This is a genomic window from Acinetobacter sp. AYS6 (genome assembly GCF_025630795.1).
GTDB lineage: Bacteria > Pseudomonadota > Gammaproteobacteria > Pseudomonadales > Moraxellaceae > Acinetobacter.
Window position 1 is genome coordinate 160,423 of record NZ_JAOTNV010000011.1, and the last position, 14,110, is coordinate 174,532.

The 14,110-nt window shown below is 40.2% G+C and carries 14 protein-coding genes; 11 read left to right on the top strand and 3 right to left on the bottom strand.

Annotated features, from left to right (window positions below; translation table 11 throughout):
* Positions 1-267: 267 nt before the first annotated feature.
* The 6 genes from OD757_RS17450 to OD757_RS17475 all read left to right on the top strand — a co-directional run bounded on the left by OD757_RS17450 (position 268) and on the right by OD757_RS17475 (position 5,982).
* A complete protein-coding gene (locus OD757_RS17450) occupies positions 268-1,236 on the top strand; it encodes a sulfonate ABC transporter substrate-binding protein (RefSeq protein WP_204388797.1) in 969 nt (322 codons plus the stop codon).
* Positions 1,237-1,308: 72 nt separating this feature from the next.
* Entirely contained in the window at positions 1,309-2,292 is a 984-nt protein-coding gene (locus OD757_RS17455; protein WP_263032654.1) for a sulfonate ABC transporter substrate-binding protein, read from the top strand.
* Between the two features lie 26 nt (positions 2,293-2,318).
* Positions 2,319-3,494, top strand: a complete 1,176-nt coding sequence (gene ssuD, locus OD757_RS17460; RefSeq protein ID WP_056484188.1) for an FMNH2-dependent alkanesulfonate monooxygenase — start codon at positions 2,319-2,321, stop codon at positions 3,492-3,494.
* Positions 3,491-4,288, top strand: coding sequence for an aliphatic sulfonate ABC transporter permease SsuC (ssuC, locus tag OD757_RS17465; RefSeq protein ID WP_263032655.1), 798 nt, complete (start codon positions 3,491-3,493; stop codon positions 4,286-4,288). Before ssuD ends, ssuC begins: the two co-directional genes overlap by 4 nt.
* Before the next feature lie 13 nt (positions 4,289-4,301).
* On the top strand, positions 4,302-5,102 hold the full coding sequence (locus OD757_RS17470) for an ABC transporter ATP-binding protein (protein WP_263032656.1): 801 nt from the start codon (positions 4,302-4,304) through the stop codon (positions 5,100-5,102).
* A gap of 259 nt (positions 5,103-5,361) precedes the next feature.
* Positions 5,362-5,982 carry a TetR family transcriptional regulator C-terminal domain-containing protein gene (locus OD757_RS17475; RefSeq protein WP_013199284.1) on the top strand — a complete coding sequence of 207 codons (621 nt, stop codon included), beginning with the start codon at positions 5,362-5,364 and terminating at the stop codon, positions 5,980-5,982.
* A 36-nt stretch (positions 5,983-6,018) separates the two neighbouring features.
* Here the strand turns inward: OD757_RS17475 and OD757_RS17480 are convergent, their stop codons facing one another.
* Both OD757_RS17480 and OD757_RS17485 read right to left on the bottom strand, forming a co-directional pair.
* Positions 6,019-6,585, bottom strand: a complete 567-nt coding sequence (locus tag OD757_RS17480; protein ID WP_263032657.1) for a 5'-nucleosidase — start codon at positions 6,583-6,585, stop codon at positions 6,019-6,021.
* Positions 6,586-6,666: 81 nt separating this feature from the next.
* Positions 6,667-7,800, bottom strand: coding sequence for a TDT family transporter (locus tag OD757_RS17485; protein WP_263032658.1), 1,134 nt, complete (start codon positions 7,798-7,800; stop codon positions 6,667-6,669).
* 207 nt (positions 7,801-8,007) lie between these two features.
* Between OD757_RS17485 and ribF the strand changes: the two genes are divergently transcribed.
* The 5 genes from ribF to OD757_RS17510 all read left to right on the top strand — a co-directional run bounded on the left by ribF (position 8,008) and on the right by OD757_RS17510 (position 13,596).
* On the top strand, positions 8,008-9,009 hold the full coding sequence (gene ribF / locus OD757_RS17490; RefSeq protein WP_263032659.1) for a bifunctional riboflavin kinase/FAD synthetase: 1,002 nt from the start codon (positions 8,008-8,010) through the stop codon (positions 9,007-9,009).
* A 61-nt stretch (positions 9,010-9,070) separates the two neighbouring features.
* Positions 9,071-11,908 (top strand): isoleucine--tRNA ligase, encoded by a 2,838-nt coding sequence (ileS, locus tag OD757_RS17495; RefSeq protein ID WP_263032660.1) that lies wholly within the window; start codon positions 9,071-9,073, stop codon positions 11,906-11,908.
* The gene (lspA, locus tag OD757_RS17500) at positions 11,901-12,431 is read left to right on the top strand and encodes a signal peptidase II (RefSeq protein WP_003655819.1); all 531 of its coding nucleotides are present in this window, start codon (positions 11,901-11,903) and stop codon (positions 12,429-12,431) included. Before ileS ends, lspA begins: the two co-directional genes overlap by 8 nt.
* Position 12,432: 1 nt before the next feature.
* Complete coding sequence (locus OD757_RS17505) at positions 12,433-12,915, top strand: peptidylprolyl isomerase (protein WP_004640310.1); 483 nt, start codon at positions 12,433-12,435, stop codon at positions 12,913-12,915.
* 138 nt (positions 12,916-13,053) lie between these two features.
* Positions 13,054-13,596: an NADPH-dependent FMN reductase gene (locus OD757_RS17510; RefSeq protein WP_263032661.1), complete on the top strand. Its 543-nt coding sequence runs from the start codon at positions 13,054-13,056 to the stop codon at positions 13,594-13,596.
* Between the two features lie 44 nt (positions 13,597-13,640).
* On the opposite strand, the gene OD757_RS17515 is transcribed toward OD757_RS17510, so the two are convergent.
* A complete protein-coding gene (locus OD757_RS17515; protein ID WP_263032662.1) occupies positions 13,641-13,952 on the bottom strand; it encodes an ankyrin repeat domain-containing protein in 312 nt (103 codons plus the stop codon).
* Positions 13,953-14,110 lie beyond the last annotated feature (158 nt).

The window sequence follows — 14,110 nt, forward strand, 5'->3', positions numbered from 1 at the left end:
ATTAATTTATGGTTGTACTTTTTTTAAATCTCTATTTTTTAGTACTTCAATATTTTTTATTTTATTTACATCAACTTAATCACAATTTATTAAATATATTTCTTTTAGATAAATCACTTTTTTGCATAAGTTTATAGCCTATTGTTTTTAGCTTTTTTTTGCATAAATAAAGACCGAATACTTATTTTTTCTGAAATAAAAATCCCTTTAGGGTATCTGCTCATCCAATTATTTTTTATTTTTCTCTTTCGGGGAGCACGAAATCTCATGGCACTTTTCAACACCACTTCATGGGCAAAATATTCAGTCATCGCAGCCAGCCTTGCAGGAGTGATGATGCTAAGTGGTTGTGCCAAAAAAGAAGAACACGCCACCACAACTTTAAATATTGGCTATCAAAAATATGGCATTCTGCCCATTTTGAAAGCCCGTGGTGACCTAGAAAAAGTACTAAAAGATCAAGGCGTGCAAGTAAAATGGGTCGAGTTTCCTGCTGGCCCTCAATTGCTTGAAGGCTTAAATGTAGGGAGCGTTTCACTCGGTGAAGCAGGTGAAGCACCACCTATTTTTGCTCAAGCAGCCAATCCAAATTTAGTCTATGTCGCAAACCAACCTGCTGCGCCAAAAGCCGAAGCATTATTGGTACAAAAAGACTCTCCAATCCACTCTATTAAAGATTTAAAAGGCAAACGTGTTGCTCTTAATAAAGGTTCGAATGTTCATTACCTATTATTAAAAGTTCTAGAGGCCAACAACTTAAGCTTAAGTGATATTCAACCTGTTTATTTACCGCCATCAGACGCTCGTGCTGCCTTTGAAAAAGGTGCAGTAGATGCATGGGTCATTTGGGATCCGTTCTTTGCAGCAGCTGAACATCAAATTCAAGCTCGAGTTTTAGCAACAGGTGAAAATTTAGTAAGCAATCATCAGTTCTATCTAGCTGACCGTAAATTTGCAGAAAATAATCCAAAAGTTCTCAATACAGTTGTGCAAACCCTTAACCAGACAACTGAATGGGTGAGTTCACATCAGGATGAAGCTGCCAAACTACTCGAAAAACCTACAGCACTTGAGTTTGATGTACTGAAAACTTCCATTTCACGTATGGGTTTTGGAGTTCAGCCAATCTCTGACAAGGTGGCACAAGAACAACAACAAGTAGCTGATGCCTTTTATGCGCAAAAGCTCATTCCTAACAAGCTCACCATTCAAGATGCCATTTTAAAACTGAAATAAACCCAGCTTGGGCACAGCTTAAATAATCATATAAATGCTGTGCCTAACCTCAAGGGGAACAAGGATATCAATATGCAACATCAGTCATTATTTAATAAGAGTCAGTGGGCACAATTCGCTAAACGCATCAGTGCAGTCACCGTATTAGGTTTAACAATCGCAGCACCAGCTTGGGCAATTGATCCAACTGTAAAAGAACTTCGTATTGGTTTCCAAAAAAGTTCAATTAACTTTGCGATTGCAAAACAGCAAAAACTATTTGAACAAGAATTTCCAAATGCCAAAGTTACTTGGAATGAGTTCCCTGCTGGACCACAAATTTTAGAAGCTTTGGCTGTCGGTTCGCTTGATGTCGGAGTTACTGGGGACACTCCTCCAGTCTACGCACAAGCAGCTGGAAAGCCTTTATATTACATTGCCTATGAAGCAGCTAAACCACTAGCATCAGCAATTTTAGTTCCTAAGAGCTCGCAGCTAAAACAACTTAAAGACCTTAAAGGTAAACGTATCGCGCTGCAAAAGGGTTCGAGTTCGCATTACTTGCTCGTACAAGCCGTACGCAAAGCAGGCCTAAACTGGGGCGACATTACGCCAATCTGGCTTACTCCAGCCGATGCTCGCGCAGCATTTCAAAAAGGTGCCGTTGATGCATGGGCCATTTGGGACCCTTACTTCGCTTCAGCACAACTAGAAGATCAAGCTCGTGTTCTTGCATCAGGTAAAGGCTTAAGCCCGAACTATACATTTTATTTAGCCGCTCCAGACTTTGTTAAACAACATCCGAAAGCTGTTTCTGGACTCATCAAACAAATCAATCAAGCTGACAAATGGGTTCAAAACCATCAAGCAGAAACGGCAACAGCCATTGGCCAAAGCACAGGACTAAAGCCTGCAACCAGTGACTTATTTATTAAACGCCGCCCGCGCCCTTCATCAGCCGCTCCGCTAAACAGCAAAGTGATTGCTGAACAGCAGCAACTCGCAGACATCTTTACTCAACAAGGCATCATTCCAAAACCAATCAGCATCAAACAAGCTGTTTGGATTGCCAAGTAATTTCAATAGACATATAGGTAATGCACATGAAAATTTTCTGGTTTATTCCTACCCACGGTGATAGTCGCTATTTAGGTACAAGTAAAGGCGCTCGTCAGGTTGACCATGCCTATATGAAGCAAATTGCTGTGGCAGTAGATAATTTGGGTTATGAAGGTGTACTTATTCCAACGGGCCGTTCATGTGAAGACCCATGGATTGTAGCGGCTAGCCTCATTGACGCAACTCAACACCTTAAGTTTTTAGTTGCGTTACGTCCGGGTGTAACAACACCAGCTTTGGCTGCGCGTATGGCTGCAACATTTGACCGCTTGTCAAATGGCCGTGTGTTACTCAACTTAGTGACTGGTGGCGATGAAGCTGAACTACGCGGCGATGGTTTATATGAGGATCACTCAACACGTTATCAAACTGCTAATGAATATGTAAAAATTTGGCGTGAAATTTTGACACGCTCACATACGGGTGAAGCTTTTACATTCCACGGTGAACGCTTACAAGTAGATGATGCAAAACTACTTTACCCACCTGTTCAAAAGCCTTATCCACCACTTTGGTTTGGCGGTTCTTCAGATGTCGCTGTCGATCTTGCAGCTGAGCAAGTCGATACTTATCTCACTTGGGGTGAACCACCAGCAGCAGTCAAACAAAAGATCGAACACGTTCGTGCCAAAGCTGAGGCTAAAGGTCGTAAATTAACTTATGGTATTCGCTTACATGTAATTGTGCGTGAAACCAACGAACAAGCGTGGGCAGCAGCGAACGAGCTTATTCAATATCTTGATGATGCGACTATTGCAGCTGCACAGAAAAAGTTTGCGCAGATGGATTCGGTAGGTCAACAGCGTATGGCAGCTCTCCACGGCGGCAACCGAGACAAGCTTGAAGTATCTCCAAACCTTTGGGCAGGTATTGGCTTAGTCCGTGGTGGTGCGGGTACAGCACTTGTAGGTGACCCAGAAACAGTTGCTGCCCGCATTCAAGAATATGCTGACTTAGGTATCGATACTTTTATTTTCTCAGGCTATCCACATCTTGAAGAGTCAATCCGCTTTGCAGAGTTGGTCTTCCCATTATTACCAATCGAGACCCGAGCTAAACTTGCTCAGCCAAATTTAACCGGTCCATTCGGTGAAATTATTGCCAATAACTATGTTCCAGACGAGAAGAAGCAAAATAGTTCCGTCAAGGAGCCTGCATGAGTAAAGGTGAAAGTATTGTTTCACGTGGAACAAAACAACTCGGGCAGCATTTGCTGCCTTGGATTTTCCCCATTGTTCTACTGGTTGTTTGGCAAATTGCCTCAAGTTCGGGTCTTTTAGAAAGCCGCATTTTACCAGCACCAACTGCTGTTGTTTCTGCTTTTTGGCACTTACTCGTTAGCGGAGAATTATGGCATCACGTTAAGGTAAGTGCTGGTCGTGCTTTGCTGGGGCTTTTGATTGGTGGCGGTTTAGGTTTGCTATTAGGTTTACTGAATGGCTCTTCGCGCTTCGCCTCCACCCTGCTCGATACGACGCTGCAAATGATTCGCAACATCCCAGCATTAGCACTTATCCCACTCGTCATCTTGTGGTTCGGCATTGATGAAACAGCAAAATTATTTTTAGTTGCAGTAGGTGTTTTCTTCCCGATTTATATTAATACCTATCACGGTATTCGTTCGGTTGACCCACAGCTTATTGAAATGGGTAAAAGCTACGGACTTTCACGTTGGCAGCTTTACAAAGAAATTATTTTGCCAGGTGCAATGCCTTCTATTTTAGTGGGTTTACGCTTTGCTCTAGGTCTAGTTTGGGTATTGCTCATTGTTGCTGAAACCATTTCAGCTCAAGCAGGTATTGGTTATATGACCATGAATGCACGAGAGTTTTTACAAACAGATGTGGTTCTGGTCGGTATTCTTCTTTACGCCTTATTAGGCAAACTGGCAGATGTTTTAGCACAGCTTTTAGAACGCTATTTACTACGTTGGCACTCTGGATATCAGAAATAAGGGAGCTTAGAACATGACAAATCTGAATTTAAATATTAATCAGAATGAAGTGCAGCTCATTCCGGAAGATCCAAAAGAATCTCAAGAACCTATATTAGGTGCAGAAATTCTGATTGAGCAACTTTATAAATTCTATGGCGAGGTCAAGGTTCTTGAAGATCTTGACCTACACATCCAGCCTGGTGAATTTTTAGCAATTGTTGGTCGAAGTGGTTGTGGTAAAAGTACATTATTACGTTTAATTGCCCAACTTGATAAAGCCAGTTTTGGGGAAATTAAATTTAAATCTGCCCGACATTTGCGTGAGGGCATTACTAACGATGATATTCGAGTAATGTTCCAAGACCCACGCCTACTTCCTTGGAGGAATATTCTTCAAAATGTTCAACTGGGTTTACCTAAAGCCCAACATGCTTTAGCAGAAGAATTACTGGAAAAAGTTGGTTTAAAAGAAAAATCGGGACAATGGCCCTCACAACTCTCTGGTGGACAACGCCAACGTACTGCTTTAGCACGTGCCCTATCGCATACGCCACGCATTTTACTGCTTGATGAGCCTTTGGGTGCATTAGATGCTTTAACCCGTCTTGAAATGCAAAGCTTGATTGAGCGCTTGTGGAAAGAGCAAGGTTTTACTGCCATTTTAGTGACACACGACGTAAGTGAAGCAGTGCAATTGGCTGACCGTATTATCTTATTAGATAAAGGCCAGATTGCTCAAAGTTTCCAAGTTAATTTGCCACGCCCACGTAAAAAAAGTATTAGTTTTGCTCAACTTGAGCAACAAGTACTTGATGCGGTTTTGGCAACTTAAGGTTCTGATGAGTAATGAGAACTGTTCAACCGAAAAATGCCCAATTTACGAGCAATAAATCTGCTGTTTTATTGCTCTTTTTTAGGGCGAAATTTAAAAAATATTTTTAAGAATAACAATAAACTAGTGAATCTCTGTATTTTTTGCACAATAGTATATCTATTACGCAAATAACTAGCCGTTTTTTGATTAAAAAAGCAAGACACCTGTGCACAAATCAAACAATTTCCCTTACAATGGGAATATTATTTTTTTAATTATGCAGCAGATGGAACAAAAAAAGAGTACCCAAAAGCGCAATCAGCTTCTTGCTGCCGCCCTTGACGTATTTTCAGTCTATGGGTTCACTGGCGCAAGTCTGGATGAAATTGCCCAACTCGCCGACATGCATAAGTCGAATATTTTCTATTACTACGAAAATAAAGAGTCTTTATATGTAGAAGTGCTCACAACTGTTTTACAAAAATGGTTGGCTCCCTTACAAACTTTAGAAGCTGAATTAGAACCAGCCGAAGCTTTATCTCACTATTTAATACAAAAAATCGAACTGTCTCGTAGCCAACCGAAAGCATCTAGATTATTTGCATTAGAAATAATTCAAGGCGCTCCACATATTTTACCTATTCTCAAAGGGCCATTAAAAAAACTATTTAAACGAAAAGCTAAAGTCATTCAGACGTGGCAGGAAGAAGGGAAAATTTCACCAGATATCGACCCCGAATTACTAATCTTAAACATTTGGGGTCTTACGCAAAACTATGCAGATTTTGCAACCCAAATGGAAATGGTGACTGGGAAAACACTGCGTAACCGCAGCATGTTCCAACGCTCAATTGAGCATACAGTCCACCTAATGCTCTACGGCGTATTGCCTCGTTAAAACCGAAAAAAGATCGGCAAATTTGCCGATCTTTTTTTAGAAATGATTTTGATAAAGCGCCAAAAGTTTTTGGGCGCCTAATAATAAATTTTCTTCCCAATCCACATGTGCAGTGTCATCTGCCCCATCAGTAATATACTTCACCGAAATCAGGCGTACACCTAACTTATGGCAGACTTTGGCTAAGGCATACCCTTCCATATCTACCACATCACAAGCTACTTTGGGCTGACCCGTTTCAAATGAATCTCCAGTTCCGCAAACTGCTTTTGGCAAATCAGCAAAATGTGGTTGAAGATGAATCTCTGCCGCCAAGTGATCATCTAACGGCGTTACACCTACTTCAAACCCTAGCGGTGAAACATCCATATCCCGTTGTACAAAAGTCTTCACCTCGACTAAATCATGTCGATTAAATGCAGAGCTTCCGGCCGTACCTAGATTAATTAAAGTTTTACAGCCAGTTTTTTGAATAACCTCAAATGCTTTAAAGGCAGCATTAATCTTACCAATCCCGCTGTAATGGACTTCAACACCTGCCTGCTCAAACAAACCTTTAGATTCATTAGGAAGTGCCATAATTAAAGCAATATCAGCGTTCATTCAAAAAGCTCAGATCAAAATTAAATAAATTAGAAAATAAGTATAAATCAGGTGCAAAAGCTTTTTTGCACCTTTTTACCACTACTGCATTTTTTGTTGTAAGGCGATTAAACACGGAGAAAAGAACAGTTGGCCGCTATATGCGCCTGCTAGCGTTTTCTTCATTACCACACCCCACATTGTCAATAATAAAAGACTCAATGCCACAGCAACGTATTGTAAAAATACAATTTCAACCTGATGTCCTAAATTAAACAGTGCAAGAATAAATACGCCTAATGGAAAGGTTAAGCCCCACCAACCCAAATTGAATGGAATACCTGTCTTTGCGTGACGAAGCGTTGTTAAAATCGCAAGACCGAGCCACCATAAACCGAAGCCTAAAAGCACCAGACTACCTATAACTCCTAAAGCTTGAAAGACATTCGCAAATTGGTGAAATCCTACGTTTGGCGCTACTCTTTGTGCCTGCTCTCCTAGCAACAAGAGACCTAAAGCACCTGTTCCAATTGGACCTAAAGACAACCAGCTAGAAATTGCGACTTCTTTTTCCGGTAACTGATGTAAAGCCATACGCAGCATTAAAATCGTCAAAATAGCGAATGCGGGTAAAACAGAAATTCCCCAAAGTACGTAGCCAGCCATTAATAAATGAAAGCTATGCAAATCTGCTGGTAAATGAGTGACTAACATGCCCGCAGAACTTGCTGCTACTTCGCACGCAACCACAGGTAAAAGCCAGATTGCGGTCATGGTATGTAGCTGATGGTTCTGACGGCTAAACATACAAAACGGTACGATCCATGCGATTGCGAATGCTAAAAAGACATCGATGTACCATAAAGCCTGAGCAATATGAATTGCAACTTCACCGTAAAGCCCCACACCAAAGCTTAGAAACCCGTTTAATATCGTTGCGAGCCCCATCGGGATAGCCCCTAAAAACAAGCTCATATTGGGATGGTTAAATATTTGCTTCGCTTCATGAGGAAAAAGAAACCACCGCAATAAATAAAGACCTGAAAAAACGCTGAATAAAATAATATTAAATTGCCATAACAAAGTTGCTAGCGTGAATAAAAATGATTGAGCAAATGGAAGCTGAATTAAAATCATACTGACCACGCCAGTACCCATAGTCGCTGTAAACCAATTTGGAGTAAAATGGCGTATAACATCTTTGCTATGATTTAATTGGTAAAAGGGTTTTTTCATCTTGGTTCTCTAATCAAAGAGTGGATAAAGATATAGTAGAGCAAACTATTAATAAGAAAAATTGATTTATTTTTATTTAATTCATCAATATTTTAAATATACAAATATTCATGTTGAAAAATAACTGAGTAAAAACACAACAACAAGACGAATCTGTGAGATTATGGCAATATATAGCCCTTGCAAAAATAGCCATATTTTAAGTTCATGAAACTGCTTCGTCTTAATGCGTTATCGCCCAATTTTCAGTTACCTCAAACAGCGGTAACTATTGGTAATTTTGATGGTGTCCATTTAGGTCACCAAGCGATGATTGCTCAACTCAAAAAAATTGCTGCAGCACAAGGCTTAAAAACATTGGTCATGATTTTTGAGCCACAACCTCTTGAGTTCTTTCAAGGTTATGATGCCCCTCCTCGTATTAATTCATTACGGGAAAAAGTCGAATACCTAGCCGAACTTGGAGTAGATTACATTGCGGTTGCTAAATTTGATCAGCACTTCCGTAGCATGAGTGCTACTGAATTTGCTGATTTATTAAAAGACAAATTAAACGCGCAGTCTTTGGTTTTAGGAGATGACTTTCATTTCGGCAAAGACCGCCAAGGCAACAGCGAATTTTTAAAAGATTACGGATTTGGGGTCACAAATTTACATACAATTGAACTTGAAGGTGAACGCGTAAGTTCAACTCGTATTCGCCAAGTGCTTCAGGTAGGAAATCTTGCCTTAGCTGCTAAATTATTAGGTCGTCCTTACAGTATTACTGGACGAGTTCAATATGGCGACCAGATTGGCCGAACTCTGGATTTTCCAACGATTAACGTTCGCCTCAACCGCCACAAGCCGTGTTTAAATGGTATTTATGGTGTTGAAGTCATTTGTGAAACAACCTCACTTACTCAAAAAGTGCGTCAAGATACACCCGAAAAACCGGGAATTGCCGGATATCATGAAAACAGCCTATATGGCGCAGGACATGTCGGTACACGTCCAGCCATTCAGCAAGAACATCCAGAGTGGAGATTAGAAGTACATTTCCCTGATGTTTCTGCTAATCTGTATGGCTTATTTATGCGGGTGACTTTCCTTCACTATCTTCATGGTGAATTGAACTACCCTTCGCTTGAGGCACTTAAGGCAGGAATTGATAATGACGTGCAGCAGTTACGACAATACCGTAACGACACGACACAATTTCCTTTTTAATTCGAATTTTGATTGTAAAACATGTCGGCTCCCTAGCTGATTAAACTGGATGAAAACTTGCATGAGCGATAAGCAAACTCCTGAGAATGCAGTGGACTACAAAGCCACGCTAAACCTGCCGGATACTCAATTTGCAATGAAAGCAAATTTGGCAGTACGTGAAGTGAAATGGTTAGAAGAGTGGTATACCGACAACATTTATCAGCAGATTCGTGCATCGCGTATTGGCAAGAAAAAATATATTTTGCACGATGGCCCTCCATATGCGAACGGTACAATTCACTTAGGTCACGCAGTTAATAAAGTACTCAAAGACGTGATTGTAAAAAGCCGTACTTTGGCAGGTTTTGATGCACCTTATGTTCCGGGTTGGGACTGTCATGGCTTGCCAATCGAGCTAAAAGTTGAAGAAAAAGTGGGTAAAGTTGGCGAAAAAGTTGACGCAGCTACTTTCCGTAAACTTTGCCGTGAATATGCTCTAAAACAAATTGATTTACAGCGTACTGACTTTAAACGTCTGGGTATTTTAGGTGATTGGGATAATCCTTATCTCACCATGAACTATAAACAAGAAGCCGATATTGTTCGTACTTTAGGCTTAATCCAAAAAAATGGTCATATCCAGCCGGGCTTAAAGCCAGTGAACTGGTGTATGGACTGTGGTTCAGCACTTGCTGAAGCTGAAGTTGAATATGAAGATAAAAAATCTGACGCAATTGACGTTGGTTTTGGTGTTGTAGATCTAAAAGATTTAAGTGCCCGTTTAAACGTAGAAGTTCAAGACCCGACAGATATCGTGATCTGGACGACTACGCCGTGGACATTACCAGCTAACCAAGCTGTTGCTTTGCATGCCGAAATTGAATATCAATTGGTACAAGTGACTACTGAGCGTGGCAAGCAAAACTTCATTCTTGCTAAAGACTTAGTTGCTTCAGCAATTGAGCGTTACAAGCTTGAAAACCCAGTTGTTTTAGCTGACTTTACAGGTTCAGCTCTTGAAAATCTTACTTTACAACACCCTTTACTTACCGATCGTCAAGTCCCAGTGATTTTGGGTGAACACGTTATTGCAACAAGCGGTACAGGTGCAGTACATACAGCGCCTGGCCATGGTGCAGACGACTATAAAGTAGGTCTTCAATACAACCTTAAAGTAGACAATCCAGTCGGTGGTAATGGTGTTTATTTACCAACTGCTCCAATCTATGCTGGTGAACACATCTATAAAGCCAATCCAAAGATTATTGAAGCTTTGGGTGCTGTAGGCCGTTTATGGGCTCATCAACCAATTAAACACAGTTACCCACACTGCTGGCGCCATAAGACTCCTATTATTTTCCGTGCTACACCACAATGGTTCATTAGCATGGACCAAAAAGGTTTACGTGAAGGCGCGCTTAACGCGATTGAAAATGACATCGAGTTTGTACCCAATTGGGGTAAAAACCGTATTGAGTCAATGATCGAAGGTCGTCCGGACTGGTGTATCTCACGTCAACGTACTTGGGGTGTTCCAATTCCTTTCTTCGTTCATAAAGATACGAATGAATTACATCCTCGTACACCTGAACTCATCGAAGAAGTTGCTCAACTGATCGAACAAGAAGGTATCGAAGCATGGTTCAAACGTGAAGCAAAAGACTTCATAGGTGAAGATGCTGAACAATACAACGCCGTTCGCGATACGCTTGATGTATGGTTCGACTCTGGTACAACACATTACGCTGTACTTGAACAACGTGAAGAATTACAAAGCCCTGCTGATTTATATTTAGAAGGTTCAGACCAACACCGTGGTTGGTTCCAATCTTCTTTATTAACGTCTATGGCAATTCACAATCGTGCACCATATAAAGCCTTGTTAACACATGGTTTTACAGTGGATGAAAATGGTCGTAAGTTGTCAAAATCTTTAGGCAACTACATTCCGCTTGAAGAAATCATCAAACAGCTTGGTGCTGATGGTTTACGTCTATATGTAGCTTCTAGCGACTATCGCTATGAAATTGCAGCATCTAAAGAAATCTTTAACCGTGTAAGTGATAGCTACCGCCGTATTCGTAATACGCTACGTTTCTTGCTTGCGAATCTAAATGGTTTCAAACCAAGCACAGATGCTTTAGCAGTAGATGACCTCATCGCTCTTGATCAATACATCTTGCAACGCGCGAATGAAGTACAACAAACGATTATCACTGCTTACGAAGAAATGAACTTCCATGTAGTGTGTAGCGCGTTAACAAGCTTCTGTATTAATGACTTAGGTGGTTTCTACCTAGACATTATTAAAGATCGCCAATATACGACTAAGGCTGACTCACAAGCACGTCGCTCTGCACAAACAGCGCTTTATCATATTGTTCAAGCATTTATCCGTTGGATGAGCCCAATCTTAAGCTTTACCGCTCAAGAAGCATGGCCACTGATTCCAGAACAAACTGAAAAGTATGTATTTACTTCAGAATGGTATGACTTGCCTGTTTCATCAAAAGCAAACTTGCTTTCTGAAGAAGATTGGCAAACATTGATTAGCGTAAAATCTGCAGTAAATAAACAGATTGAAGCAGCTCGTAACGCTAAACTTGTCGGCAGTAATCTTTCAGCCAAAGTTGAACTTTGGGCTAGTGAATCATTACAAACAGTTTTAAACCAACTGGCTGATGAACTCCGTTTTGTTCTAATTACTTCAGAAGTAGTAGTACATCCATTTGCTGAGCAAGGTGAAGCAACTGAAATGGAAGGCTTACGTGTACAAATATCTGCAGCTGAAGGTGAAAAGTGCGCACGTTGCTGGCACGTCCTTCCAGATGTAAATACACATGCCGATCATCCTGGTTTATGTGGTCGTTGTATTGTGAACGTCACTGGTCGTGGCGAAGTGAGAAAATATGCCTAATTCACAAGCTAAAAAAGGCTTATTCCAGTTTTATCCCCACAATCTCATTTGGCTTGGACTTTCTGTCCTTGCCATTGTTTTGGATCAATGGACAAAATGGATTGCAAGTACACATCTGAACTACGCAGATCCTGTGCCTGTGCTTCCATTTTTAAACTGGACACTATTACATAACTATGGTGCAGCCTTTAGCTTTTTATCGGATGCAGGAGGATGGCAACGCTATTTCTTCACATCTTTAGCAGGCTTAGTTTCAATCCTTTTTGTATTTTGGTTGCTTCGTATGCCTAAAAAAATGGTGGTGCTACCTGTAGCCATCGCTTTAATTTTAGGTGGAGCTTTAGGCAATTTAATTGACCGTATTACCCTAGGTTATGTTGTCGATTTCATTCATGTTTATTACCAAAATCATCACTTTCCAGCTTTTAATATTGCGGACAGTGCCATTACCTTAGGTACCATCTTGCTACTCATCGATACATTCTTCCTTGAGAAGCAACGCAACCAAAATTCGGATGCATAATATGACCGAAATTATCCAACCTAACGAAGAAATTCGCATTACAGACGGCTCTAAAGTCGATCTACACTTTTCTGTCGCTATTGAAAATGGTGTAGAAATCGATAATACACGTAACCGTGAAGAACCTGTTACTTTGACTATTGGTGACGGAAATCTTTTACCTGGCTTTGAAAAAGCATTATTTGGTTTACGTGCTGGTGACCGCCGTACAGTACATCTTCCACCAGAAGATGCATTTGGTCCATGGAATCCAGAAAATATTCAAACTTTCGATACAGTTAAGTTTGAACAACGCCCTATTCCTGGTCATATGATTGAGTTTGAAGATAAGGCAAAAACAACTCTATTTGGAGTAGTGAAGTCGGTTAATGATGACATTACAGAGATTGATTTTAATCACCCTTTAGCTGGGAAAAATATTACTTTTGAAGTAGAAATATTCAAGGTAACTCCCGAAGGCCAACAAGGCATTAAACTCATGTAAATAAAAGAGCCCTCTGAATGAGGGCTTTTTTATTACTCAATTTTTTATTGATGACATAAGAATCCTTACAAATTCTATATTCTCCCCAACCTATATAATGAATTAAGTTATAAGTATAAAAATCCTTGGGAAAAATACATGCTGGTCTATATTATCGTCGGAAGTGTTCGTGAAGGACGTACAGCAATTAAAATTGCCAATTGGCTAGAATCAACAATTCCAACATTGGGTCTAAATGATTTCCAAACCGAAGTAATCGATTTGAAAGAATGGGATTTACCTCTATTTTCAGGATCTCATCCACCCACTACTGGAATTTATGATCAACCTAAACAACAAGAATGGGCAGACAAAATTGCTCAAGCAGATGCTTTTATCTTTATTAGCCCAGAATACAACCATGGTTACAGTCCAGCTCTAAAAAATGCCTTGGACTATGTAGGCAAAGAATGGGCAGACAAACCCGCTGCATTTATTGGCTATGGTTCAACAAATGGTTCTCGGTCTATTAGCCAACTACGCCAAGTCACCTCAAGTTTAAGTATTGTTGATCCCAATGCTGTAATAGAGATACGAGATATCTTTAAACGCAATAAAGATGAAAAATTCGAAGCTAATGAGTTTGAAGTCAAAGGGCTTCAATCTATTGTTGAGAAACTACAGAAATATCACTTATCTTAAATTTAAAAAAGGCCTCTATAAACAAAATAGAGGCCTTTTATCTTTTATAAGCTTTTTAAATAATTTACCACATCTATATTACCAGCCATTTCTGCAAGCTGTAGCGCTGTATATTCGCTTTTATAAGTGACTTGAGCACCTTTTCCTACCAAGAGTTTAACTATCTCTAAATAATCATTTTCAGCGGCTGCCTGCAAAGCACTATAACCTTCATCATCTGCCTGATTAGGATCTTGTCCTTCTAAAAGTAATTGCTCTACCTGTTCCAGATCACCTAAAGAAGCCCAATAGACCAATTCAGGCAGAGAGAGTTCGTCATCATCCTCAGGTATTGAAGAGAAGGAATTAATTTTCACGTAAGCACCTAAAAATAAGAAACTTCATTATTATATTCATAGAATATGGTTAGCATGCAAATCCGACTTTGAGCCTATATTTCCAATGTCCTAAATTTTTATTTTTTCAGATTAATATCTGCATAAAAAAACACCCCCAACTATTGAGTTGGGGGTGT